Here is a 22,965-nt window from a genome sequence, read left to right as displayed (position 1 = left end):
CCTACGCGAGGACGGGCTCGGCGCCGTCGGCGACCGGGGACGCCGGGGCCGGAGCGGCAGCCACCCGCGGCTCGAGGTGCACGCCGGCGATCATGCAGCGCACCGACCCGCCGGCCAGCTCGACGGTGGGCACCGCCACCGGCAGCAGCCGCGCCGACCGCTCGATCACCCGGCGCTGGTCGGCGTCGAGGCTCGCCGCCGCACGGGCCGAGAGCGCCAGCACCGGCCCGTCGCTGCCCTGCACCTCGATGGCGTTGCCGGCGAACTCGCCGATCTGCGCGGCGGTCAGCGGCACGACGGTGCGCCCGCCGGCTTCCAGCCGCGCACGCAGCTGCTCGCGCTCGGCGGCCGAGGGCAGCAGCTCCAGGGCCACCAGGGCGTACTCGCCGGCCACGCTCATCATCACGTTGGTGTGGTAGATCGGGCGCCCGGCGGCGTCCAGGGCGTCGAACACCACCGGCTGGTAGCCGAAGACGCGGCAGAAGCGCTCCAGCGCGACCGGGTCCACCCGCCGCGAGCGGGCGACGTAGGCCACCCGCAGCACGTGGTCGAGCACCATCGCGCCGGTGCCCTCGAGGAAGACGCCGTCGTGCTCGAGGCCGGACAGGTCGACCACCTCGTGCACGCGGTAGGCGGCCTTGAGGAACTCCACGACGTCCCCGCGCCGCTCCCGGCGGCGGTTGGCCGCGTACATCGGGAACAGCGCCACCCGCCCGTCGGCGTGGGTGGACACCCAGTTGTTCGGGAAGACGCTGTCGGGCCGGTCGGGCTCGGGGTCGTCGAACAGGTGCACGCGCACGCCGACGCCGGTGAGGGCGTCGGCGAGCGCGGTGACCTCGTCGTGCGCGCGGCGGGCGAGGACCGCAGGGTCCTCACCGACCTCGGCCGCCTGGAAGGCGTTGTCGGCGATCGTCTGCGGGTTGGGCTGGAACGCGTGGGGCCGGACCAGGACGACGGCGGCGGGCGCCTGGCCGGAGAGGTCCGGCGGCGTCACGAGGGGATCGGCGTGAACGCCGCGACCATCCCGAACAGGTCCTTGGGGTCCTCGGGCTCGGCCACCAGGTCGATGTCGTCGACCCACTCGGTGCCCCGCACCGCGTCGCGCACGTAGCGCAGCGCGGAGAGGTCCTCGATGGCGAAGCCGACGGAGTCGAACAGGGTGACCTGCTCGGCCGAGGTGCGCCCGGCCCGGCGCCCCGTCACGACCTCCCACAGCTCGATGACCGGGAAGCCCTCCGGCATGTTCTGGATCTCGCCCTCGATCCAGGTCTGCGGGGGGAACTCGACGAAGACGTCGGTGTCCTCGCGCAGCAGGATCGCCGGGTCGAGCTCGGTCTTGCCGGGGCAGTCGCCGCCGATCGCGTTGATGTGCATGCCCGGCTCCACCCACTCCGCCTGCAGCACGGTGGCGCGGGCCTTGTCGGCGGTGCAGGTGGTCACGACGTCGGCGCCCCGGACCGCCTCCTGCGCGGAGCGGGCGACGTGCACGTCGAAGCCCAGCGGCTGGAGGTTGCGGACCAGCTTGTCCATCGCCGCGGGGTCGGTGTCCCAGACGGAGACCTGCTCGACGCCCAGGGCGGCGCGCATGCCCAGCGCCTGGAACTCCGACTGGCTGCCGGCGCCGATGAGCGCGAGCCGGCGCGAGTCGGGCCGGGCGAGGTGGCGGGCGACCATGGACGACATCGCGGCGGTGCGCAGCGCGGTCAGCAGGGTCATCTCGGCGAGGAACACCGGGTAGCCGTTGGACACGTCGGCCAGGGCGCCGAAGGCGCTGACGGTCTGGAAGCCGCGGGCCGGGTTGCTCGGGTGCCCGTTGACGTACTTGAACGCGTAGGTCTCGCCGTCGCTGGTGGGCATCAGCTCGATCACGCCGAAGGGCGTGTGGCTGCCCACGCGGGCGATCTTGTCGAAGGACTCCCAGCGCCGGAAGTCGTCCTCGATGTAGCGGGACATCCCGTCGATGATCTGCTGGGGGCCGGTCTCGGCGGTCCAGCGGATCATGTTGCGCACGTCGACGAACATGGTCATGCATTCACGGTATGACTTGGCGATCTGCACACACAATGAGCAGGGAGCGCGCGTCATGCTCACGGGGTAGGCAGTCTGCCCACCGCCGACGTACGGTCTGCCCGTGGCGGATCTCAGTGACCTCGACCGCCGGCTGCTGTCGGCCCTGCGCGAGGACGGCCGGGCCCCGGTCGCCGAGCTCGCCCGGCGGCTCGGCGTCACCCGGGCGACGGTGACCAGCCACCTCGACCGGCTGGTGGCCGACGACGTGATCGTGGGCTTCACCGTCCGGGTGCGCGACGAGGCGGCGTCCGGCGGCGTGCGGGCGGTGTCGCTGATCGAGGTGGAGGGCCGCTCCACCGACGACGTCATCCGGCGGCTGCGCGGCTTCCCGGAGATCGAGTCGATGCACTCGACCAACGGCGCGTGGGACCTGGTGGCCGAGCACCGCACGGTCGACCTCGTCGGGTTCGACCGGCTGCTCAACCGGATCCGGTCGGTGCCCGGGATCATCAACAGCCAGACCAGCCTGCTGCTGACCTCCGTGCTGCGCTGAGCGGCTCCGCGCGCGTCAGGCCGGGCGGGTCGCCACCCGGGCCAGGGGCAGCCCGGCGAGCAGCACCCCGGCCACCAGCACGTAGGTCCACGGCAGGCCCACCCCGGCGGCGACCAGGCCGAGGACCAGCGCGCCGGCGGCGGTGCCGGCGTCGAACGCGGCGTTCCACAGCGCGCTGGCCGCCGTCGAGCCGCCCTCCCCGGCGCGGGTGAACGCGGTGACCAGCGTCAGGTTCTGCACCGCGCCGTAGCCGGCCCCGAAGACGGCGGCACCGGCGAGCACGACGACGTCACCCACCTGCAGGCCCAGCGCGACCACGGCCAGCCCGGCCGCGCCCACGAGCAGCGCCGCGGGCACGAGCCGGCGGGTGCCGACCCGGTCGGCGAGCAGGCCCGCGCGCCAGCGGGTGAGCGCGCCGGTGACGCCGAACAGCAGCAGCGCCGCCGTCGCCACCGAGCCGTCGGGCCGCTCGATCGGCAGGAACGTCATCAGGCCGCCGCCGGCCAGGGTGACCAGCAGCAGCACCACCGACGGCGCCAGCGCGGCCCGCACCGCCGCGCGCGAGGACCCGCCGGCCGCCCCCTCCCAGTGCACCCTGCGGGCCAGGCCGGGCACCAGCGGCAGCGCCAGCACCGGGGAGGCGGCCAGCCAGGCCAGCCAGGCGGCGTGGCCGTCGAGGACCAGCGCGACGCCGGCGGGCACGGCGAGCAGGTTGGGGACGGCGATGGCCAGGCCGTAGAGGCCGATCGACTCACCGCGCCGGTCGGCCGGGGCGACCTGCGCGGCGAGCACCGCGCCGAGGACGGTGAGCACCGCGAACCCCGCCCCGCGCACGGCGGAGACCGCCGACAGCCAGAGGACGCCGTCGTCGAGGACGTACAGCGGGCTCGGCACACCGAGGAGGACCAGCCCGCCGGCGAGCACCGGCCCGAGGCCGTGGCGGGCGGTGAGCGCGGGCACGACCGACTGGCCGGCGACGGTGACCAGCAGGAACACCGCGGTGACCACGCCCGCGGTGTCGGCGGAGGCGCCGCCCGCGACCGCGTAGGCCGGGAGCGAGGCCAGCGTCAGGCAGTACCCGGCGAAGCCGAGCCCCGTCGCGCCGACCAGTGCCCGCATCGCCGGCAGCCGCCACAGCGACGTCCGGTCCCGCGTCGTGCTCTCGACCATCCCGTTCCCCTCCGCGGGCGCGGCGCCCGACCCATCAGCATGACCGGTGACCGCGGACACGGCCGGGTCGGGTAGTCAGGGGCGGTGCCGCTGCTGACCGTGGGCCACGGACCCGAGGACCGCACCGCCCTGGGCGCCCGGCTGACCGCGGCGGGGGTCGGGTGCGTGGTCGACGTCCGCAGGTTCCCCGGCAGCCGCAGCAACCCCGACGTCCGGCGCGAGGTGCTCGAGGAGTGGCTGCCGGCCTGCGGGATCGGCTACCGCTGGGACGCCCGGCTGGGCGGGCGGCGCCGGCTCCCGCCGGGCGAGCCGGTCGCCGACGGCTGGTGGACCGTCGCGCAGTTCGCCGCCTACGCCGCGCACACGCGCACGCCGGAGTTCGCCGCGGCGCTCGACGAGGTGCTCACCGGGGCGGCGGCGGACACCGTCGCGGTGATGTGCAGCGAGAGCGTGTGGTGGCGCTGCCACCGGCGGATCGTCGCCGACGTCGCCGTCCTCGCCCGTGGTGTGCCGGTGCACCACCTGATGCCCGACGGGCGGCTCACCCCGCACACCCCGTCCGCCGGCGCGGTGCTCGGCGACGACGGGCAGGTCCACTGGCCCGGCTGACGGCGTCCTGGCCCACCCCCGCGCGTCCTGGCTCACCCCCGGCGGTGAGCCAGGACGCAGCACGACCAGGTCACCTGATCGTGCTGCGACGCGGCGTCAGCCCATGTGCGGGTAGCGGTGGTCGGTCGGCGGGACGAACGTCTCCTTGATCGACCGGGTCGAGGTCCAGCGCTGCAGGTTCTGCGCCGCGCCGGCCTTGTCGTTGGTGCCGCTGGCGCGCCCGCCGCCGAAGGGCTGCTGGCCGACGACGGCGCCGGTCGGCTTGTCGTTGACGTAGAAGTTGCCGGCCGCGAAGCGCAGGAACCGCTCGGCGTGCGCGATGGCCGCCCGGTCCTGGGCGATGACCGCGCCGGTGAGCGCGTACGGCGCCACCGACTCCATCTGCCGCAGCACGGTGTCGTAGTCGGCGTCGTCGTAGACGTGCACGGCGAGGATCGGGCCGAAGTACTCGGTGGTGAACACCTCGTGCTCGGGGTCGGTGCCCTCGATGACGGTGGGCCGCACGAAGAAGCCCTCGGAGTCGTCCGTCTGGCCGCCGGCCACGATCGACAGCGCGGGGTCGTCGTCGACCCGGTCGATGACGCCGGACAGCTTGGAGAAGGACTTGCGGTCGATGACCGCGCCCATGAAGTTGGAGAAGTCGGTGACGTCGCCCATCGACAGCGACTCGGTGACGCCGACGAGGTCGTCGCGCAGGCGCGCCCACACCGACCGCGGCACGTAGGCGCGCGAGGCCGCCGAGCACTTCTGCCCCTGGAACTCGAAGGCGCCGCGGACCAGGGCGGTGCGCAGCACGTCGAGGTCGGCCGAGGGGTGGGCGACGACGAAGTCCTTGCCGCCGGTCTCGCCGACGATCCGCGGGTAGCCGCGGTAGGAGGCGATGTTCTCCCCCACCGTCCGCCACAGGTGCTGGAAGACCGGCGTCGACCCGGTGAAGTGGATGCCGGCGAGGTCGCGGTCGGCGAGCACGACCTCCGACACCGGGATGCCGTCGCCGGGCAGCATGCTGATGACGCCCGGGGGCAGGCCGGCCTCCTCCAGCAGCCGCATGAGGAAGTGCGCAGCGAACTGCTGGGTGGGGGCGGGCTTCCAGACGACGGTGTTGCCCATGAGCGCCGGCGCGGTGGGCAGGTTGCCGGCGATCGCGGTGAAGTTGAACGGGGTGACCGCGTAGACGAAGCCCTCCAGCGGCCGGTGGTCGCTGCGGTTCCACACGCCCGGCGAGGACACCGGCTGCGCGGAGACGACCTCGCGGGCGAAGTGCACGTTCCAGCGCCAGAAGTCGACCAGCTCGCAGGCGCTGTCGATCTCGGCCTGGTAGGCGGTCTTGGACTGGCCGAGCATCGTGGCGGCGTTGAGCGTCTGCCGCCACGGGCCGGCCAGCAGGTCGGCTGCCTTGAGGAACACCGCGGCGCGGTCGTCCAGCGACAGGTCGCGCCAGGCCGGGGCGGCGGCCTTGGCGGTGGCCACGGCCTCCTCGGCGTCGGCGTGCGTCGAGTGCGCCGAGGTGCCCAGCACGGCCGCGTGCCGGTGCGGCTGGACGACGTCGAAGCGCTCGCCGCCGGCCATGCGCTGCTTGTCACCGATGGTGGCAGTCAGCTCCAGCGGCTCGGCGGCCAGCTCGGCCAGGCGGGTCTGCAGGGCCGCGCGCTCCGGGGAGCCGGGTGCGTAGTTGAGCACGGGCTCGTTGTGCGGCGGGGGGACGCGGGTGATGCCGTCCACGGCATGCCTCCGGGTGGGGTGAGGGGTCAGCGGCTGACGAGGGCGCGGAGGAAGAAGCGCAGGTTGGCCGGGCGCTCGGCCAGCCGGCGGACGAAGTAGCCGTACCAGTCGACGCCGTAGGGGACGTAGGCGCGCACCTTGGTGCCGGCCGCGGCCAGCCGGTGCTGCTCGTCGACGCGGATGCCGTGCAGCATCTGCACCTCCCACGAGTCGGCGGCCCGGCCGTACTCGGCGGCCAGCCGCTGCGCGAGGTCGATCATCGCCGGGTCGTGGCTGCCGACCATGGGGTACCCCGGTCCGCGCATGAGGATGCCGAGGCAGCGGGCGTAGGCGGCGTCGACGTCGCGGCGGTCGCGGAAGGCGACCGAGGACGGCTCGTCGTAGGCGCCCTTGACCAGCCGCACCCGCGAGCCGGGCACGGCCAGCGCCTGGGCGTCGGCCTCGGTGCGCCGCAGCGCGGCCTGCAGCACGGCACCGGTGCCGGGGTGGTCGCGGCGCAGCTCGGCCAGGATCGCCAGCGTGGAGTCGACGGTGGAGGAGTCCTCCATGTCGAGGGTGACCGTGGTGCCGATCGCGGTGGCCCGCTCGACCACCGGCCGGACCAGCTCCAGGGCGAGGTCGTGCCCGCCGGGCAGCGCCTGCCCGAACGCCGAGAGCTTGACCGAGACCTCCGCGTCGGCGCCGAGCCCGAGCGGCGCGAGGCCGTCGAGGAGGGCGAGGTAGGCGTCGCGGGTGCCGCGGGCCTCCTCGGGGTCGGTGACGTCCTCGCCGAGGTGGTCGAGGGTCACCGCGAGGCCCTCGCCGGTCAGCCGCGCGACGACGTCGAGCGCCTCCGGCAGCGTCTCGCCGGCGACGAACCGCTCGACCACCCGGCGGGTCACCGGCGTGCCCACCACTGCGCGGCGCAGCCCCGGGCGCCGCGAGGCCCCCAGCAGCACGGTCTTCGTGGAGAGCACCGACCCGACCTCCGTCTCGTCCCGGACACCAGCGTCCGCCACCGACGCTAGGCAGGGCCCGGGCCACCCGCCAGGGACAGACGTACGTCGCGGCCTCGTACATTCGTACGGTGCGCGACGACCTGCAGGACGTCGTCGACGAGGTCGCCCGCCTGCTCGGCGCCCCGGCGACGCTCGAGGACACCGACTTCACGCTGCTGGCCTTCGCCGCGCACCCTCTCGACGACGGCACCGCCATGGACGCCGTCCGCACCCGGTCGATCCTCGGCCGCGGCTCCACCCCGGCGACCCGCCGCTGGTTCGAGGACCTCGGCATCACCCGCGCGCGGGGGCCCCTGCGCACCCCCGCCGACCCCGACGCCGGCATCCTCACCCGCCTGCTGCTGCCGGTCCGGCACGAGGACCGCACCCTCGGGTACCTGTGGCTGCTCGACGGCGGCCGCACCGACCCGGCCGATCCCGCCGACCCCGCGCTGGCCGCGGCGCTGGGCCTGGCCGCCCGCGCCGGGGAGCTGCTGGCCCGCCGGCGGGACGACGACGACCTGGCCGGCGCGCTCGCCGCGACGCTCGGGGGTCCGGCGGCCGCGCGGGAGCGGGCCGGCGCGGTGCTGGCCGACCGGTTCGCCGGCGCGGCGGTGGCGCTGGTCGCGCTGCGCCCGGCCGGCGGCGCGCTGCCGTCCGACCGCCGGCTGCCCCCGGGTGCGGCGGTGCTGCAGGACGCCGACGGGCGCAGCGAGGTCGCCGTCGCGGTGCGGCTGCCCCGGCCGGCCGACCCGCGGGGAGCGTGCGCCGCCGCCGGCCCGCTGGTGGCGCGGCTGCCCGCCGGCAGCACCGCGGGGGTGTCCGACCCCGCGCCGGCGGTCGCCGACCTGCCCCGCTGCTGGGCGCAGGCGCGCACCGCCGCCGCGGTCGCCGCCGTCGTCCCGCGCCTGGCGCCGGTGGCCTCCTGGGCCGGGCTCGGCGGCTGGCGGGCCGCCGCGGCGCTGCCCGCGCCCGACCCGGCCGTCGCACCGCTGCTGGCCGAGCCGGCGCTGGCCGCCACCGCCGAGGCCTACCTGGACGCGGCCGGCAGCGTCGCCCGGACGTCGGCCGCGCTCGGCATCCACCGCCAGACGCTGTACTCCCGGCTGGGCCGGATCACCGCCGTCACCGGGCTGGACCTCGCCGACGGCGACACCCGCCTGCTGGTGCACGCCTCGCTGCGCCGCGCCCGGCTGCCCGGGAGCCATTAGCGCGACAAAGGCCCCTCTCGCGGCCGACCGTCCCGCCGCGACGGCGTCCCCGCGCTGACCTACCCTCGAGTAGCTGATCGTTGCGGGAGGAGAGGCGTTGCCTCGAGACGCGGGCGGTGCCGGCGACGTCCTCCGGGACCTGCGCACGGCCACCGCCGTGGACCACGAGCGGGTCGAGACGGCGCTCGGGCTGATGGACGCCGACCTGGACCGGGACCGGCTGGTCGAGGTCCTGGGGCTGCTGCACGCCTTCTGGCGGGCCGCCGAGGCCGGCCTCGACACCTGGGCCGCGCGCTGCCCCGCCGACGCCGCCGCGCTGGACTGGGACCGGCGGCGCCGGGCCGCCCTCTACGCCGCCGACCTGCACGTCCTCGGCGGCCGGGCCGTCGACGACCGGCCGGTGCTGCCCGCCGTCCCCGGCACCGACGAGGCGCTCGGCCGGCTCTACGTCCTCGAGGGCTCCACGCTCGGCGGCACGTTCATCGACCGCCACCTGGCCGGCCTCCCGGGGCTGCCCCGGCTGCGCTCCTTCACCCCCTACGGCGGGGACACCGGCGCGATGTGGGCGGCGTTCCGGCGCGTCACCCGCGGGCACGTGACCGGCCGGGGCGACGCCGGCCGGGTCGTCGGCGCCGCCCGCGAGACCTTCGCCGTCCTGGCCGACTGGTGCGCGCCGGCCGCGCGCGCCGGGGTCCCCGCGTGACAGACGTCAGCGCCGGGCAGGACGTCGCCTGGCTCGCGCCGGGCGAGGCGGTCGACCTGGACACCTGCGCGCGCGAGCCGATCCACGTCCCCGGCAGCGTCCAGCCGCGCGGGGCGTTCCTCGCCGTGAGCGAGCCCGACCTCGTCGTCGTCCAGGCCTCGGAGAACCTCGCCGAGCTGACCGGGGTGGCGTGGTCGGACGCCCTCGGGCGGCCGCTGGCCGACGTCCTCGGGGTCGGCCCGACCGAGGCGGTGGTCCGCTCGGCCAGCGCCTTCGGCGACCTGCGCGAGCGCAACCCGGTGGAGGTCACCCTCGACTTCGGCGGCGACCCGGTGCCGGTGGACGCGATCCTGCACCGCGCCCTGCTCTCCTCCGGCGAGGAGCCGCTGACCAACCTGGTGGTGGAGCTGGAGCCGGCGCGCGGGCCGCGGCCGTTCTCCTTCCCGAACACCTACCAGGCGGTACGCGGCACGGTCGCCGCGCTCAACCGGGCCGTGACGCTGCAGGAGCTCTACGACACCACCGCCCGGGCGGTGCGGGAGCTGACCGGCTTCGACCGCGTGATGGTCTACCGCTACGACGCCGACCACCACGGCGAGGTCGTCGCCGAGGCGCGGGCCGAGCACCTCGGCTCCTTCCTCGGCCTGCACTACCCCGCCTCGGACATCCCGGCGCAGGCGAGGGCGCTGTACGAGAAGAACTGGCTGCGGCTGATCAGCGACGTCGACTACGTCCCCAGCCCGATCCGGCCGGCCGCCCACCCCGCCACCGGCGGGCCGATGGACCTCACCTACTCGACGCTGCGCAGCGTCTCGCCGGTCCACCTCGAGTACCTGCACAACATGGGCGTGCGGGCCTCGATGTCGATCTCGCTGCTGCGCGACGACCGGCTGTGGGGGCTCATCGCCTGCCACCACTACGCCGGCCCGCACCAGCCGCCGTACGCCACCCGCGCCGCGGCGGAGTTCCTCGGCTCGACGCTGTCGCTGCGGCTGGTCGACCGCACCGCCGAGGACGAGGTGCACCGGGCGCTGCAGGTGCGCTCCACGCTGGCCTGGCTGACCGCCGCGATGCTCGACGAGGACCGGCCACTGGCGGAGACCGTGCTCGGCGGCACCAGCCTGCTCGACGTGCTGCCCGCCGACGGCGTGACCGTCTCGCTGCAGGAGGTCACCGGCGGCCGGGGCGAGCAGCTGCCGGCCGACGTCGTCGAGCGGCTGGTCGCCTGGGCCGCGGCGCGGGGCGAGGAGGTCGTCGCCACCGACTCGCTGCAGCGCGAGGCGCCGGAGCTGGACATCCCGGTCGACGTCGCCTGCGGGGTGCTCGCCGTGCCGCTGCCGGAGGGCCAGTACGTGCTGTGGCACCGCCGCGAGGCCGTGCGGCACGTCGACTGGGGCGGCGACCCGCACGAGAAGGCCCGCACCGAGCGCGAGGACGGCGACGTGCGGCTGAGCCCGCGGAAGAGCTTCGACCGCTGGCGGGAGACGGTGCGGGAGCGCTCGTACCCGTGGACGCCGCAGGAGCGCGCCGAGGTGCACCACCTGCGGGTCCACCTCCTCGAGGCCCTCTACGCCCGCTCGCGCAGCATCGTGCGGGCCGCGGAGACCCTGCAGCGCAGCCTGCTGTCGGAGCCGCCGTCGCCCGCGGGCCTCGCGGTGGGCGTGCGCTACGTGCCCGCCACCCGCGAGGCGCAGGTCGGCGGCGACTGGTACGACGCGTTCGGCCAGCCCGACGGCTCCACGATGCTCGTCATCGGCGACGTCGTCGGCCACGACGTGCAGGCCGCCGCCTGCATGGCCCAGCTGCGCGGCCTGCTGCGCGGCATCGCCTTCGACCACGGCGACAGCCCGGCCCGGGTGCTGTCCCGGCTCGACGCCGCGATCGAGGGGCTCGACCTCGGGGCGATCGCGACCGTGCTGGTCGCCCGGCTGTCCCCCACCGGCGACGGCGGCATGCGGCTGCGCTGGTCCAGCGCCGGTCACCTGCCGCCGCTGGTCACCGGCCCCGACGGCGCCGCCCGCGTGCTCGCCGCCGAGCGGCCCGGCCTGCTGCTGGGGGTGAGCCCGCAGGCGGTGCGCCCCGACGCCGACGTGCTGCTCGAACCCGGGTCGACGCTGCTGCTCTACACCGACGGGCTGGTCGAGCGCCGGCACGCGGGCTTCGACGACGGCGTCGACCGGCTCGGGCGGGCGCTGGCCGACCTGTGCGACCGGCCGGTCGAGGAGGTCTGCGACGGCGTCCTCGACCGGCTGGTGCCCGGGGGCGCCGAGGACGACGTCGCGCTCGTCGCCGTCCGCCTGCTCCCGCGATCCTGAGTCCGGGCACTTCCGCGGAAGTGCCCGGACTCAGCCTCCGTCGGCGTCGGAGAACCCCACGTCCAGGCCGTCGTCCTGGGCGCCGCCCTCGGCGGGCAGCGGCGCGTCGTCCTCGGCCGCCCGCAGCTCCGCGTCGCTGCCCGCGGGGGCCTCGTCGGCGCCGCGCTCGAGCTCGGCGAGCAGCTGCTGCTCGTCGGGGCGCAGGTCACCGCCGCCGAGGTGCTCACCGGGCCGGCCGGCGTCGGTGCCGGAGGCCATGGCGCTGTCGGGCAGGTCGGGCTCGGTCATCGCGTCCTCCCTCACCGCGGGAAGTTCGGCTCGAGGCGCGGCACGATCTGCATCTCCGGCACGAACGCCGACGGGTGCAGCAGGAGCAGCGTGCGGACGGTGTCGGCGACCGCCGACGGCGGCATCATCAGGTGCCCGGGGATGCCCCACTGCTCCATCATCGGGGTGTCCATCGCCGCCGGGATCACGCTCTGCACCCGGCAGGGGAACGGCCGCTCGCTGCCGTCCTCCAGCGTCACGGCCTTCTCCCGCAGCTCGCGCTGGATGCAGCGGGTGGCGTTGAGGAAGCCGGCCTTGGAGCCGTTGTAGGCGATCGCGCCGCTGCCGGAGGTGAGCGCCGACAGCGACACGATGTGCACGACGTCGGCGGTGCGGCCCTCGGGCAGGTGCTGCACCCGCTTGATGAACTCGCTGGTCAGGAAGACCGGGCCCTCGCAGTTGACCGCCATGACCCTGCGGTAGTCGTCGAGGTCGATGTCGGTGACGTAGCCGGGGCGGTCGATGCCGGCCACGTTGACCAGCACGTCGAAGGCGTCGCCGTGCTGCTCGAACAGCTGGGCGACCACCGCGCGGCGGCTGGCGTCGTCGGTCACGTCCAGCGCGACGACGTCGGCGCCGCCTCCCGCGTCGGCGACCAGCTCGCGGGTGCGCGCGCTGCCGTCGGCGTCGATGTCGGCGACGACCACGTGCGCGCCGGCCTCGGCCAGCGACACGCACGTCGCCCGGCCCAGCCCGCTCGCCCCGCCGGTCACCAGCGCCACGCGGCCCTTGAGCTCCCCTGCCACCCGGTCCTCCGTCCTCCGGCCGTGCCGGCCGTGATCACGTCAGCGTCCCCGCCACTCTCGCCGAGGTCGGTGCGGCCCGCAGGTCGGAGCGGGTCAGGCCGGGGCGGACCAGGCGTCGGCGAGGGTGACGGTGACCAGCTGCCGGCTCTCCACGAGGGCGAGCAGCTGGTCGAGCACGGTGGAGATCGCCGGCTGGTTGGCGTGGCCGACGATGATCGCCCGCGCCGCGAACCACTGCTCGGCGGCGGCCATCAGCCCCTCGGCCGAGACCACCCGGCCGTCGTCGAAGGTGCCGTTCCACATGACGGTCGTCGGGTGGCCGAGGTCGGCGGCGATGGCGTCGACGCGCTCGTCGTGCGAGCCGAAGGGCGGCCGCCAGAACGGGGTCTCGGTCACGCCGAGGGTGCGGCGCAGGAAGTCCTGGTTGCGCCGCAGCTCGTCGGCGACCTCGGCGTCGGGGACGGTGGTCAGGTCCGGGTGCGACCAGGTGTGGTTGCCGAAGGCGACCTGCCCGGACTCGATGAGCGGCCACAGGTCGCGGGCGTTGTCGCCCCACGTGCGGTAGGAGCCGTTGGGGAAGAACGTCAGCCGGGTGCCGGTGTCGCGGCAGAGGGCGATGAGCGCGGCGACGACCTCGCCGTTGCTGCCGTCGTCGATGGTCAGCGCGATCTGCGGCCCGGTGCCGGGCAGCTCCTCGACCACCCCCTGCGGGGCGGGGACGGCGACGATGCCGCCGGGGCCGGTGGGGGTCGCCGGGGCGGGGGCGGGCTCCGGCGCGGGGGCGGGCGGCTCGGCGAGGTCGAGCCCGGCGGCGCCGCGCCCGACGGCGGCACCCGTGAGCCCGGCGGCGAGGAGGTACAGGAAGCCCCGGCGGTCCACGCGGCGGACGCTAGGAGGGCCCCGGGCGCGCCCCGGGGAGCGACACCAGCCGCCTCGCGCGCCCGACACGCTCGGTGGCCTGCCGACTACGACGCCGGGGCCAGACCCGCCTGCTCGATGAGCCGCGCCTGCTCGCGGCACCAGGGCGACCACGCGTCGCGCTCGGACTCCTCCTGGCGACGGCGGAACTCCGCCCACCCGAGCAGCTCCCACTCCCCCACCTCGCTCGGGTCGGGGTCGGGCGTGCCGGTGAAGCGGCCCAGGTAGACCGGGCAGACCTCGTTCTCCACCACGCCGCGGAACTCCGCGCGGTAGCGGTAGCCGGGCAGCGCCGGGCGCAGGTCGGCCACCTGCAGCCCGAGCTCCTGCGCGGCCCGCCGGGCGATCGCGGCACCGTCGTCCTCCCCGGGGCCGGGGTGTCCGCAGACGGTGTTGGTCCACATGCCGGGGAAGGTCTGCTTGCCCGCCGCGCGGCGGGTGACCAGCAGCCGGCCGTCGTCGGCGAACAGGTAGGCGGAGAACGCGCGGTGCAGCGGGGTGTCGCCGTGGTGCACCAGCGGCTTGGGCATCGTGCCGATGGGCGCCCCGTCGTCGTCGACCAGCACGATCAGCTCCGCCGCGGTCACCGTCACCGGACCATCCTCCCTCGCGCCAGGGTTCCGGCACACCTCCCCCGGGCACCGGGGGGAGATGCGGCAGTTCCAGAACGACGGCCTCACCTTCGACGTCCGTGACGGCGGCCCGCCCGACGGCGAACCCGTGGTGCTCCTGCACGGCTTCCCGCAGGACTGCTCGGCCTTCGACCGGGTGGCACCGCTGCTGCACGACGCCGGCCTGCGCACCCTGGCCCCCGACCAGCGCGGCTACAGCCCCGGCGCCCGCCCGCGCGGGCGCTCGCCGTACCGGCTGCGCGCGGTCACCGGCGACGTCCTGGCGCTGCTGGACGCCGCCGGACTGCAGAGCGCGCACGTCGTCGGGCACGACTGGGGCGGCGCCGTCGCCTGGGCGCTGGGCGCCTGGCACCCGGAACGGGTGCGCACCCTGACCGCGCTGTCCACCCCGCACCCGGCCGCCGCCGGGCGCGCGGTGCTCACCAGCGACCAGGGGCTGCGCTCGTCCTACATGGCCGCCTTCCAGGTGCCGGTGGTCCCGGAGCGGCTGATGCTCGCCCGCGACGGCGCGGCACTGCGCGGGCTGCTGCAGAACGGCGGCCTGCCCGAGGAGACCGCCGCCCGCTACGTCGACCGGTTGCGCAAGCCGGGGGCGCTGTCGGCCGCGCTGGCCTGGTACCGGGCGATCCCGCTGGCCGCCCGCGACTCGGTCGGCCGGGTCTCCGTGCCGACCCTGCACGTGTGGAGCACCGGCGACGCCTTCCTCGGCCCGGCCGCCACCGCCATGACCCGCCGCCACGTCACCGGGCCCTACCGGCTCGAGGTCCTCGACGGCGTGCCGCACTGGATCCCGGAGCTGGCCGCCGAGCGCACCGCCGAGCTGGTGGTGGAGCACGTCCGGACGGCGGTCGGCGCACCGGGGTGATCAGCCGGCGCGGGCGGTCACCTCGTCGGCCGCGCCGAGCCCGGCGGCGGCCAGCGCGGGGAGCAGGCCGTCGTCGTGGCGCTGGTACCGGGTGACCACGCCGCCGGCGACGGTGAACTGCGAGGCGACGACGGCGCGACCGCGCTGGGCGCCGGTGGTCGGATCGGCCCAGACGGCGTCCTGCTCGACGACGACCGCACCGTCGGCACCGCAGAACCAGCGCAGCGGGGTGCCGGAGAAGCCCGCCCGCGCCATCCACGGCCCGAGCACCTCGCGGCCGCGCACGGTGCCGCGCGGTCCGACGACCTCCAGGTCCGGCGCCGACAGGGCCGTCGCGGCGGCGGCGTCGGCGCGGTCCACCGCGGCCAGCCACGCCTCGACGACCGCGAGCTGTCCCCGCACGCGGGAACGATAGCGCCGCCGGGCATGGCCGACCGCCCGTGCGGGCAAGAGCTCCGGGACCGTTCCGAGACCGAGGGAGCTGCCGTGTCCACCACCACCACCCCCCGCCGCCGCTGGCGCCTCGCCGCCGTCGGCCTCGTCCTGGCACTGACCCCGGTGACCGCCGCCTGCGGCTCTGACGTGGTCGACGACGACGTCCAGGACACCGTGGAGGAAGGCGTCGACGACGCCGAGCAGGAGGTCGAGGACGCCACCGACGGCGAGGACTCCGACGGCTGACCGGACAAGATGCAGAGAACTCTTTGCAAAGACGTCTCTGCATCCCTAGCCTGGGGGTGTGACCGAGGTCCCGCCCGAACCCGTCGTCGACGTCACCGACCCCCGGACCCTGCGCGCCCTGGCGCACCCGCTGCGCACCGGCCTGCTCGGCCTGCTGCGGTCCGAGGGTCCCTCCACCGCCTCCCGCCTGGGCCAGCGCCTGGGCGAGAGCAGCGGCACCACCAGCTACCACCTGCGGCAGCTCGCCGCGCTCGGCTTCGTCGAGGAGGTCCCCGGCGAGGGGACGGCGCGGGAGCGCTGGTGGCGGGCGCGGCACCGCAGCACCCGCTGGCGCACCGAGGACCTCGTCGACCAGCCCGGCGGCCGCGAGGTCGTCGAGGAGCTCACCCACCAGTCCCTGGGCCGGCAGCGGCGGATGCTCGCCGCGCACGCCGAGCAGCGGGAGTCCCTCGACGACGCCTGGCGCGACGCCGTCTCGCTCAACGACTGGGGGCTGCACCTGTCCCCGGAGGCCACCGGCGAGCTGGCCGAGGAGCTCAACGGCGTGCTGGCCCGCTGGCGCGCCGAGCGCGAGGAGCCGGGCGCGCCCCTGGTGCACGTGCTGCTCGACCTGTTCCCGCTCACCGAGGACCCGGCGTGAGCGCGCCGCTGTCGGCACGGTCGGCCGGCCGGCGGTTCGTCGGGCTCACCGCGCTGCGCTGGCTGCCGGTCGGCATCGCCGCGCCGATCACGGTGCTCCTGGCCTCGTCGCGGGGACTGTCCCCGGCCGACATCGGGCTGGTGCTGGCCGTCTACTCGGTGGTCACGCTGCTGCTGGAGCTGCCCACCGGCGGGCTCGCCGACGCGATCGGGCACCGGCCGGTCCTCGTCCTCTCCGGGCTGCTGGCCGCCGCGTCGCTGCTGACCATGGCCGTCGCGGACTCCGTGCCGCTGTTCGCCCTCGCCTGGGGGCTGCAGGGCGCCTCGCGCGCGCTCGACTCCGGCCCGCTGGAAGCCTGGTACGTCGACACCGTGCACGCCGCGGACCCCGACGCCGATCCCGCGACGGGCCTGTCGCGCGCCGGCGCCGCCGACGGCCTGGGACTGGCCCTGGGCGCCGCGCTCGGCGGGGCGCTGCCGCTGCTCGCCGAGGGCGGGGGCAGCGCGGCGCTCGTGCTGCCCCTGCTGCTGGCCGCGGCGCTCGTCGTGGTCTCCGTGGTCGCCGTCGCGGTGCTCGTCGTGCCGCTGCCGACCGCCCCGACCGGCGGGCTGCGGGCGCTGGCCACCGGGGTCCGGGAGGTGCCGGTGGTGGTGCGCGACACCGTGCGGCTGGCGTCGCGGCACCGCGTCCTGCGGCGGCTGCTGGTGATCTCGTTCCTCACCGGCACCGCGCTGACCACGCTGGAGGTGCTCGGGCCGCTGTGGTTCGCCGACCTCGGCGGCGGGCTGGACCGGGGTGCGGCGGTGTACGGCGTCGTCATGGCCGTCTCGTTCGCCGCCGCCGGGCTCGGTGCCCTGCTCGCGCCGGCCGCCCGCCGGCTGGCGCGGGGGTCGGTGGCCTGGGCGAGCCTGCTCACCGCGGTGGTCTGCGCCCTCGCCGTCGTCGGTGTGGCACTGGCCGGGCACGTCGCGGTGGCCGCCGTCGCCTTCGTCGTCTTCTACCTGGCCAACGGCGCCGGCTGGCCGCTGCGCCAGGCGCTCATGCACGAGCAGGTGAGCGCCGCCCAGCGGTCGACGACGGTCTCGGCGAAGTCGGTCGCGCTGATGCTCGGCGGCGGCCTGGGCAGCCTGCTGCTCCCCCGCCTGGCCGACGCCGCCGGGCTGCCCGCGGGCTTCCTCGCCGGCGCCGTCGCCGTCCTGCTCATCGGGGTGGTCTCCCTCGGGCTGCGGCCCGCGGAGGCGCAGGGTGAGACAGCTCGCCGTATCGCCGCGGGGGCCAGCGGGTAGCGGCACACCATGGCTGAGCTCCCGCAGGCACACCTCAAGGGCCTCAAGGTCGCCGTCACCGGCGCGAGCGGCAACGTCGGCACGGCGCTGCTGCGGCGGCTGACCGCGCCGGGCAGCGGCGTGGCCGAGGTCCGCGGGCTGGCCCGTCGGCAGCCGCCGGACACCGAGCCGTACTCGTCGGCGACCTGGTACACCGCCGACCTCGGCGAGACCGCCAGCGAGCAGGCGCTGACCAACCTGCTCGAGGACGTCGACGCCGTCGTGCACCTGGCCTGGGTGCTGCAGCCGGGCCGCCGGTCCGAGGAGCTCCACAGGGCGAACGTCGACGGCACCCGGCGCGTCATGCGGGCGGCCGTGGCCGCCGGGGTGCAGCACGTGGTGCACATGTCCTCGCTGGGTGCCTACGCCGCGGGCGGCGGCGACCGGCCGGTGACCGAGGACTGGCCGGTCACCGGGATCCCGAGCTCGCAGTACAGCCGGCAGAAGTCCGAGGCCGAGCGGGTGGTGCGCGAGGTCGTCGGGCGCAGGCAGGACGTCACGCTGACCGTCGTCCGACCCACGCTGGTGCTGCAGCCCGAGGCGGCCAGCGAGATCGGCCGCTACTTCCTCGGCCCGCTGGTGTTCGGCGCCGTCCGCCTGGTGCCCGGGCAGCTCGCCTCGGTGCTTCCCCTGCCGCTTCCGTCGCTGCGGGTCGGCTTCGTGCACGCCGACGACCTCGCCGACGCCATCGTCCGCATGCTCGACCGGCGCGTCCCGGGGCCGTTCAACGTGGCCGCCGACCCCGCCCTCGACGCCGACGGCATCGCCCGCGCGCTGGGCACCACCCGGATCCCGGTCCCGGCCGTGCTGGTGCGGACCGGGCTGACGGCGGCCTTCCGCGCACACGTGGTGCCCACCGAGCCGGGCTGGCTCGACCTCGGGATCCAGTCGCCGGTGCTCGACACCAGCCGCGCCCGCACGCAGCTGGACTGGCACCCGGCCCACCGCGGCGACGACGTGCTGCGCCAGTTCGTCGCCGCCCTCGGCCGCGGGGACGGCGCCCCGGGCCCGCTGCTGTCCCCCACCGGCGGCCGCTCCCACGACCCGGGCGGTGACCCCGCGAACGTGCCGGACCGCCGTCCGGACTGAGCCGGCCACGTTGGGCGCCTGACCTGCTGGTTCGTCGTCCACAGGGCTTGATCGGCACGTCGTTCGAACTTGTGATCGAGTTCGTGACGGAGGTCCTGGCGGTCGACGAGCCCGTGGTGGGCTGGGCGTCGGGGCCGCTGGGTGCGGTGCAGGCCGCCGACCGGGAGATCGGCCGGCAGACGGCGCTGCGGGCGCGGGCGATCGCTGCCTTTGCCGCCACCCGGCCGGCGTCGGCCGACCGGCCGCCGGGCTCGCCCGGGGCGATGGCGGCGGAGCGGTGGGCTTCTCGGGCGGAGGTGCTGCGCCCGGTGAGCGAGTGGGCGGTGCCGGAACTCGTCGTGGCGCTGAACCTGACCGGCGGCGGGCTGGCCGACCGGCCCCGCCTCGCCCTCACCGACGCGGTCACCGGCGCCCTGCTGGCCCTCACCGACCTGCCCGCCCTGCACCGCGCCGCCAGTGCGGGTACCGACCTACGCGCTCCTGACGCCAGCCCCGGCTACCGGCCCGGCGCGGCACTGGACCGGTACGTGCGCGCCCGCGACCGCCGCTGCCGCTTCCCCGGCTGCCGCCGCCCCGTCCCCCGCCACGGCGAACTCGACCACACCACCCCCTGGCCCGCCGGCCCCACCACCGCGGCCAACCTGGCCGGCTACTGCACCGGCCACCACCGCTCGACGGCCCCGTTCAGGGTCCCGCCCTGAGCTTGCGAAGGGTGGGGAGGGCGGGGTCCTTCCTCAGGCACCCGGCTGGACCCACCACCTCGCCGGTGACGGCACCCTCACCGTCACCACCCCGTCCGGCCTCACCGCCACCACCCAGCCACCGCCGTACTGACGACTGCGCTCATGCCGATCCCGCCGACCTCGCTGCCCCGGAGGCGGCCTCGCGGACACTCGGTACGTCGGCGTGACTGCGTCCTGGGCGGAGGGTGGATGTACGAGCAGGAGTGGCGGCAGGAGGTCGTCCGCCCCGAGCTCGGTGAGATCGGCGGCGTGGACTGGGGCGACTGGCTCCACCCCCTGTTCACGACCCAGGGAGCCGTCAGCGGTCCTGAGGTCCGCCGTCTGTCGGCTGCTGCCCAGCAGGCGGCCGCCGAGGCTGCCGGTCGGCGGGTGGCGGCAGATGTTGCTCGAACCACGGGCCGGGTCGTGGCTGTCACACCGGTGGCCGGCGACCACGGCCTCCGAATCGCCTGCGACGGCCAGCTCAGTGACCACGACAGTGGCGGCTTCTTCTCCATCGGGGACGAGGAGGCGGCGTGCGAGGTCGCGAGCCTCGTACAGGACGTCCTCGTCGACCGGTTGTGGGCGGCCTGGCCACTGTGCCCGGAGCACGAGTACGGCCTACGGGCGGACATCATCGATCGGAAGGCCACATGGCTGTGTCGGCGCGGCCGGCACCACACACCCGTCGGCGGTCTCACCGGGTAGGTCGCCACGGGTGGGTCGTCGTGGGACACCGGACTCGGCGCCGGAGTCGATCCCCTGGACCGGGGCTGGCACCCGCGCGGCTCAGCTCTGCGCCAGGCGTCCGGCGTGCTCCAGCTCCTCCGGTCGGACCTCCGACGGCCACGTGCCGACGAGCCGCCACGAGACGGTCCCGCCCTCCGGGGTCGTGCCCGTGCCCGCGGCCAGGGCGTCGTCGATCGTCGCCCGCACCCGCTGTTCGTCGTCCGGTTCGGCCGCGAAGAGCACCCGCAGCCGCACCTCGTCCCCTGCCCGCTGCGCCCGGGTGTGGTGCGGAGCGAGCGGGCACGGCGGCTCGTGCTCCCAGCTGCCGCACAGGGCGACGGTGATCGCACCGCCCGGCGCCCGCTCGTCCGCGCCGGCCCCCATCGACAGCACCGCGTCGTGCGCGAACCGCTCCCTGGACACCGGCTCACCCTGGCAGCACGGAGCCGACCCGGAGCAGGACCGCGGCGCGGCCTCGGCTCCTGCGGGGACCCTCAGCTCCGGCTGGTCCAGGCCCCGACCGTGCGGCCCGTGGCGCCGAAGACGTCGGCGGCCTGCTCGGTGCGCAGCGCGACGAACGTCCCCTCGGCCTCGGCCAGCACCACCTCGGGGGTGTCCTCGGCGACCAGGCGGGCGTGCGCGGTCGTCCGCCGGCCGTCGGTGCCGCCCATCTCGGCGGTGAGCAGCAGCGGGACGCCGAGGTGCACCGGGCGGCGGTAGCGGACGGTCAGCGAGGCGGTCAGGCCACCCCGTCCCGCGGCGCGCAGCGCGCGGGCCAGCACGTGGTCGAGCAGCGTGGCCACCACCCCGCCGTGCACCAGCCCGGGCGGCCCCTCGTGCGCCTTGCCCACGGTGACCCGGCCGGTCGCCCGCCCGTCGGGGCTGTCGGTCGCGACCAGCGGCGGCGCCACCGGGCTGCCCGGGCCGTACACCGGGCTGTACCAGCGCTCGCCGGTCTCGGGGTCGTCGACGCGGGCGATCTCGTGCAGCCCCCGGCCGGCGGCCCGCAGCCGGGCCGTCAGCTCCCGCACCGCGGCGGCCACCGACTCCAGCTCCGCCTCGGGCACCTCGGTGCGGACGGCGGCGTCGACGAGCCCGCGCAGCGCGCCGCCCAGCTCCCCGACGGCGACCCGGCGCCCGGCCCGCTCCTCCGGCGACAGCGGCTCACGCACGTGGCATGCCGGCCGCGCGCAGCAGCCCTCCGCCGACGATCACCCGCTGCACCTCGCTGGTGCCCTCGTACAGCCGGTACAGCCGGGCGTCGCGGTAGAACCGCTCGACCGGCGTGGTGCGCAGGTAGCCCAGCCCGCCGTGCACCTGGACGGCGCGGTCGGTGGCCCGCCCCACCATCTCGCTGCACCACAGCTTCGCCGAGGACGGGCCGATCGAGGTGTCCTCGCCGCTGTCGTAGCGGGCCGCCACCTCGCGGACCATCGCGCGCCCGGCCAGGTGCTCGGCGTGCACGTCGGCGATCAGCGCCTGGACCAGCTGGAACCGGCCGATCGGGGCACCGCCCTGCTTGGCGGTGGCGGCGTAGGCCACCGACTCGTCGAGCACGCGCTGCGCCATGCCGACGCACAGCGCGGCGATGTGCAGCCGGCCGCGGGAGAGCACGGTGAGCGCCTTGGCGTACCCGCGCCCCTCCTCCCCGACGAGCGCGTCGGCGGGCACCCGGACGCCGTCGAAGAAGACCTCCGACGTCCACGCCCCGGACTGCCCCATCTTCTTGTCCCGGGGCCCGAGCGTGACCCCGGGCGCCGACGCGTCGACGACGAAGCTGGAGATCCCGCGCCCGCCCCTCTCCTCCGGGTCGGTGCGCGCGAAGACGACGAACAGGTCGGCCAGCGGCGCGTTGGTGATGTAGCGCTTGGCGCCGTCGAGCACCCAGTCCCCGCCGTCGCGCCGGGCGGCCGTCCGCAGCCCGGCGGGGTCGGAGCCGGCCTCGGCCTCGGTGAGCGCGAAGGACCCGATCAGCTCCCCGGCGGCCATCCGCGGCAGGTACGCCTTCTTCTGCTCCTCGCTGCCGAAGCGGGCGATCACCTGCCCGGCGATGCCGTTGTTGGTGCCGAACAGCGAGCGGAACGCCGGCGTCGTGTAGCCGAACTCGAAGGCCAGCTCGACGTCCTCGCGCATGTCCACGCCCAGGCCGCCGTACTCCTCGGGCAGCGCGTAGCCGAACAGCCCCATGTCGGCGGCCGCGCCGCGCAGCTCCTCGGGGATGCGGTCGTCGAGGTCGATCTCCTCCTCGCGCGGGACCACCACCTCCCGGACGAGCCGGCGCACCGCGTCCCGGATCTGCGTGAAGTCCTCGGCGTCCACGGCCTCCATGGTGCCGGTGCGCGGGCGGACCCGGCGAGCGGACCCGGCGGCCCCGGACAGGTGGCGGTGGGCAACCGGGCGAGCACTCCCCGTTGTGAGCGACGGTCGGCGGCACTACGGTCGTGGGCGGCACCCGAACCAGTGGTGCCGCTGCCACCCGGAGTAGCCGTGCACCTCTCCGTCGCCGTCGTCCCCGCACCCGCGCAGGTCGTCGTCCGCCTCACCGGCGACGCCGGGCGCCCGACCCTCGCCCGCCTCACCTCGGCACTGACCCGGGCCGCCGGACACGGCACCGGCAGCGTCGTCGTCGACGTGGCCGGGGCCCGCTTCGACGACGGCACCGGCCTGCAGGCCCTGGCCGGCTTCAGCGACACCCTCGCCGCGGCCGGCCGCCGCTGCCGGGTGGTCGGCGCGCCCGCCGCCGTCCGCCGGCAGGTCTGGGAGGCCGGCCTGGCCGGCCGGCTCGAGCTCGACGGCCCGCTGACCGGCCAGGACCCCGTGCGCCCGCGCCCACCGCGTCCGGACCGCGAGCCGCCGGTCACCACCGCCTGGGTGCCGCCCCTGCGCGAGGAGCCTCGCCGCCCCCGGCCGGAGCCGCACGCGGTGCACGGCCCCCACAGCCTGCGGCGCTCGGCCACCCCGGTCGCGCTCGACCGCTGGCGCTGACGCCCGAGGGTCAGCGGGAACCGCCGCCGTCCCCGA

26 protein-coding genes are annotated in these 22,965 nt (G+C 76.2%); 13 read left to right on the top strand and 13 right to left on the bottom strand.

Annotated features, from left to right (window positions below; all coding sequences use genetic code 11):
- Position 1 precedes the first annotated feature (1 nt).
- Positions 2 to 994 (bottom strand): citrulline utilization hydrolase CtlX, encoded by a 993-nt coding sequence (ctlX, locus tag CHC04_RS22880; RefSeq protein ID WP_089406259.1) that lies wholly within the window; start codon positions 992 to 994, stop codon positions 2 to 4.
- Complete coding sequence (locus CHC04_RS22875; protein WP_089406258.1) at positions 991 to 2,028, bottom strand: ornithine cyclodeaminase; 1,038 nt, start codon at positions 2,026 to 2,028, stop codon at positions 991 to 993. The genes ctlX and CHC04_RS22875 overlap by 4 nt, the downstream gene beginning before the upstream one ends.
- Positions 2,029 to 2,131: 103 nt before the next feature.
- Here CHC04_RS22875 and CHC04_RS22870 point away from each other — a divergent pair, with 103 nt between their 5' ends.
- The gene (locus tag CHC04_RS22870; RefSeq protein ID WP_089406257.1) at positions 2,132 to 2,563 is read left to right on the top strand and encodes an Lrp/AsnC family transcriptional regulator; all 432 of its coding nucleotides are present in this window, start codon (positions 2,132 to 2,134) and stop codon (positions 2,561 to 2,563) included.
- A gap of 15 nt (positions 2,564 to 2,578) precedes the next feature.
- On the opposite strand, the gene CHC04_RS22865 is transcribed toward CHC04_RS22870, so the two are convergent.
- Positions 2,579 to 3,733, bottom strand: a complete 1,155-nt coding sequence (locus CHC04_RS22865) for an MFS transporter (RefSeq protein WP_089406256.1) — start codon at positions 3,731 to 3,733, stop codon at positions 2,579 to 2,581.
- A gap of 84 nt (positions 3,734 to 3,817) precedes the next feature.
- Here CHC04_RS22865 and CHC04_RS22860 point away from each other — a divergent pair, with 84 nt between their 5' ends.
- Complete coding sequence (locus tag CHC04_RS22860; protein WP_089406255.1) at positions 3,818 to 4,342, top strand: DUF488 domain-containing protein; 525 nt, start codon at positions 3,818 to 3,820, stop codon at positions 4,340 to 4,342.
- 96 nt (positions 4,343 to 4,438) lie between these two features.
- On the opposite strand, the gene pruA is transcribed toward CHC04_RS22860, so the two are convergent.
- Together pruA and CHC04_RS22850 are read right to left on the bottom strand one after the other, a co-directional pair.
- Positions 4,439 to 6,064, bottom strand: coding sequence for an L-glutamate gamma-semialdehyde dehydrogenase (gene pruA / locus CHC04_RS22855; protein ID WP_089406254.1), 1,626 nt, complete (start codon positions 6,062 to 6,064; stop codon positions 4,439 to 4,441).
- 26 nt (positions 6,065 to 6,090) lie between these two features.
- Positions 6,091 to 7,020: a proline dehydrogenase family protein gene (locus tag CHC04_RS22850; protein ID WP_089406253.1), complete on the bottom strand. Its 930-nt coding sequence runs from the start codon at positions 7,018 to 7,020 to the stop codon at positions 6,091 to 6,093.
- A 110-nt stretch (positions 7,021 to 7,130) separates the two neighbouring features.
- Here CHC04_RS22850 and CHC04_RS22845 point away from each other — a divergent pair, with 110 nt between their 5' ends.
- The 3 genes from CHC04_RS22845 (at position 7,131) to CHC04_RS22835 (ending at position 11,270) form a co-directional block, all read left to right on the top strand.
- On the top strand, positions 7,131 to 8,252 hold the full coding sequence (locus CHC04_RS22845) for a helix-turn-helix domain-containing protein (protein ID WP_089406252.1): 1,122 nt from the start codon (positions 7,131 to 7,133) through the stop codon (positions 8,250 to 8,252).
- A 97-nt stretch (positions 8,253 to 8,349) separates the two neighbouring features.
- Positions 8,350 to 8,955, top strand: coding sequence for a biliverdin-producing heme oxygenase (locus tag CHC04_RS22840; RefSeq protein WP_245817675.1), 606 nt, complete (start codon positions 8,350 to 8,352; stop codon positions 8,953 to 8,955).
- A complete protein-coding gene (locus CHC04_RS22835; RefSeq protein WP_089406286.1) occupies positions 8,952 to 11,270 on the top strand; it encodes a SpoIIE family protein phosphatase in 2,319 nt (772 codons plus the stop codon). The genes CHC04_RS22840 and CHC04_RS22835 overlap by 4 nt, the downstream gene beginning before the upstream one ends.
- A gap of 30 nt (positions 11,271 to 11,300) precedes the next feature.
- Here the strand turns inward: CHC04_RS22835 and CHC04_RS22830 are convergent, their stop codons facing one another.
- From CHC04_RS22830 to idi, 4 genes are all read right to left on the bottom strand, one after another.
- Positions 11,301 to 11,558: a hypothetical protein gene (locus CHC04_RS22830; protein ID WP_089406250.1), complete on the bottom strand. Its 258-nt coding sequence runs from the start codon at positions 11,556 to 11,558 to the stop codon at positions 11,301 to 11,303.
- Positions 11,559 to 11,569: 11 nt separating this feature from the next.
- Positions 11,570 to 12,343: an SDR family NAD(P)-dependent oxidoreductase gene (locus CHC04_RS22825; protein WP_089406249.1), complete on the bottom strand. Its 774-nt coding sequence runs from the start codon at positions 12,341 to 12,343 to the stop codon at positions 11,570 to 11,572.
- Between the two features lie 93 nt (positions 12,344 to 12,436).
- Positions 12,437 to 13,222, bottom strand: a complete 786-nt coding sequence (locus CHC04_RS22820) for a polysaccharide deacetylase family protein (protein ID WP_141233899.1) — start codon at positions 13,220 to 13,222, stop codon at positions 12,437 to 12,439.
- 86 nt (positions 13,223 to 13,308) lie between these two features.
- Positions 13,309 to 13,854, bottom strand: a complete 546-nt coding sequence (gene idi, locus CHC04_RS22815) for an isopentenyl-diphosphate Delta-isomerase (RefSeq protein ID WP_089406247.1) — start codon at positions 13,852 to 13,854, stop codon at positions 13,309 to 13,311.
- Between the two features lie 58 nt (positions 13,855 to 13,912).
- Here idi and CHC04_RS22810 point away from each other — a divergent pair, with 58 nt between their 5' ends.
- A complete protein-coding gene (locus CHC04_RS22810; RefSeq protein WP_089406246.1) occupies positions 13,913 to 14,758 on the top strand; it encodes an alpha/beta fold hydrolase in 846 nt (281 codons plus the stop codon).
- On the opposite strand, the gene CHC04_RS22805 is transcribed toward CHC04_RS22810, so the two are convergent.
- The gene (locus CHC04_RS22805; RefSeq protein WP_089406245.1) at positions 14,759 to 15,160 is read right to left on the bottom strand and encodes a nuclear transport factor 2 family protein; all 402 of its coding nucleotides are present in this window, start codon (positions 15,158 to 15,160) and stop codon (positions 14,759 to 14,761) included.
- Positions 15,161 to 15,244: 84 nt separating this feature from the next.
- On the opposite strand from CHC04_RS22805, the gene CHC04_RS24410 reads away from it, so the two are divergent.
- The 6 genes from CHC04_RS24410 (at position 15,245) to CHC04_RS22780 (ending at position 19,923) form a co-directional block, all read left to right on the top strand.
- On the top strand, positions 15,245 to 15,439 hold the full coding sequence (locus tag CHC04_RS24410; protein WP_089406244.1) for a hypothetical protein: 195 nt from the start codon (positions 15,245 to 15,247) through the stop codon (positions 15,437 to 15,439).
- Positions 15,440 to 15,497: 58 nt separating this feature from the next.
- Positions 15,498 to 16,079, top strand: coding sequence for a winged helix-turn-helix domain-containing protein (locus CHC04_RS22795; protein WP_089406243.1), 582 nt, complete (start codon positions 15,498 to 15,500; stop codon positions 16,077 to 16,079).
- Positions 16,076 to 17,365, top strand: coding sequence for an MFS transporter (locus tag CHC04_RS22790; RefSeq protein WP_176450156.1), 1,290 nt, complete (start codon positions 16,076 to 16,078; stop codon positions 17,363 to 17,365). Before CHC04_RS22795 ends, CHC04_RS22790 begins: the two co-directional genes overlap by 4 nt.
- Positions 17,366 to 17,374: 9 nt before the next feature.
- Entirely contained in the window at positions 17,375 to 18,493 is a 1,119-nt protein-coding gene (locus CHC04_RS22785; protein ID WP_089406242.1) for an NAD-dependent epimerase/dehydratase family protein, read from the top strand.
- 83 nt (positions 18,494 to 18,576) lie between these two features.
- Entirely contained in the window at positions 18,577 to 19,194 is a 618-nt protein-coding gene (locus CHC04_RS23785) for an HNH endonuclease (protein ID WP_141233896.1), read from the top strand.
- A 231-nt stretch (positions 19,195 to 19,425) separates the two neighbouring features.
- Complete coding sequence (locus CHC04_RS22780) at positions 19,426 to 19,923, top strand: hypothetical protein (protein ID WP_089406241.1); 498 nt, start codon at positions 19,426 to 19,428, stop codon at positions 19,921 to 19,923.
- A gap of 81 nt (positions 19,924 to 20,004) precedes the next feature.
- Here CHC04_RS22780 and CHC04_RS22775 read toward each other — a convergent pair whose 3' ends face one another.
- The 3 genes from CHC04_RS22775 to CHC04_RS22765 form a co-directional block, all read right to left on the bottom strand.
- Entirely contained in the window at positions 20,005 to 20,367 is a 363-nt protein-coding gene (locus CHC04_RS22775; protein WP_089406240.1) for a hypothetical protein, read from the bottom strand.
- Positions 20,368 to 20,438: 71 nt separating this feature from the next.
- Positions 20,439 to 21,116, bottom strand: a complete 678-nt coding sequence (locus CHC04_RS22770) for a PaaI family thioesterase (RefSeq protein WP_089406239.1) — start codon at positions 21,114 to 21,116, stop codon at positions 20,439 to 20,441.
- The gene (locus CHC04_RS22765) at positions 21,109 to 22,263 is read right to left on the bottom strand and encodes an acyl-CoA dehydrogenase family protein (protein ID WP_089406284.1); all 1,155 of its coding nucleotides are present in this window, start codon (positions 22,261 to 22,263) and stop codon (positions 21,109 to 21,111) included. The genes CHC04_RS22770 and CHC04_RS22765 overlap by 8 nt, the downstream gene beginning before the upstream one ends.
- A gap of 168 nt (positions 22,264 to 22,431) precedes the next feature.
- Between CHC04_RS22765 and CHC04_RS22760 the strand changes: the two genes are divergently transcribed.
- Positions 22,432 to 22,929, top strand: coding sequence for an STAS domain-containing protein (locus CHC04_RS22760; protein WP_176450155.1), 498 nt, complete (start codon positions 22,432 to 22,434; stop codon positions 22,927 to 22,929).
- Positions 22,930 to 22,965 lie beyond the last annotated feature (36 nt).

The sequence above is a fragment of the Geodermatophilus saharensis genome, assembly GCF_900188205.1.
GTDB classification, from domain to species: domain Bacteria; phylum Actinomycetota; class Actinomycetes; order Mycobacteriales; family Geodermatophilaceae; genus Geodermatophilus; species Geodermatophilus saharensis.
The sequence above is the reverse complement of the archived record's forward strand: the minus strand, read 5'-3'. Positions and strand labels throughout refer to the sequence as shown.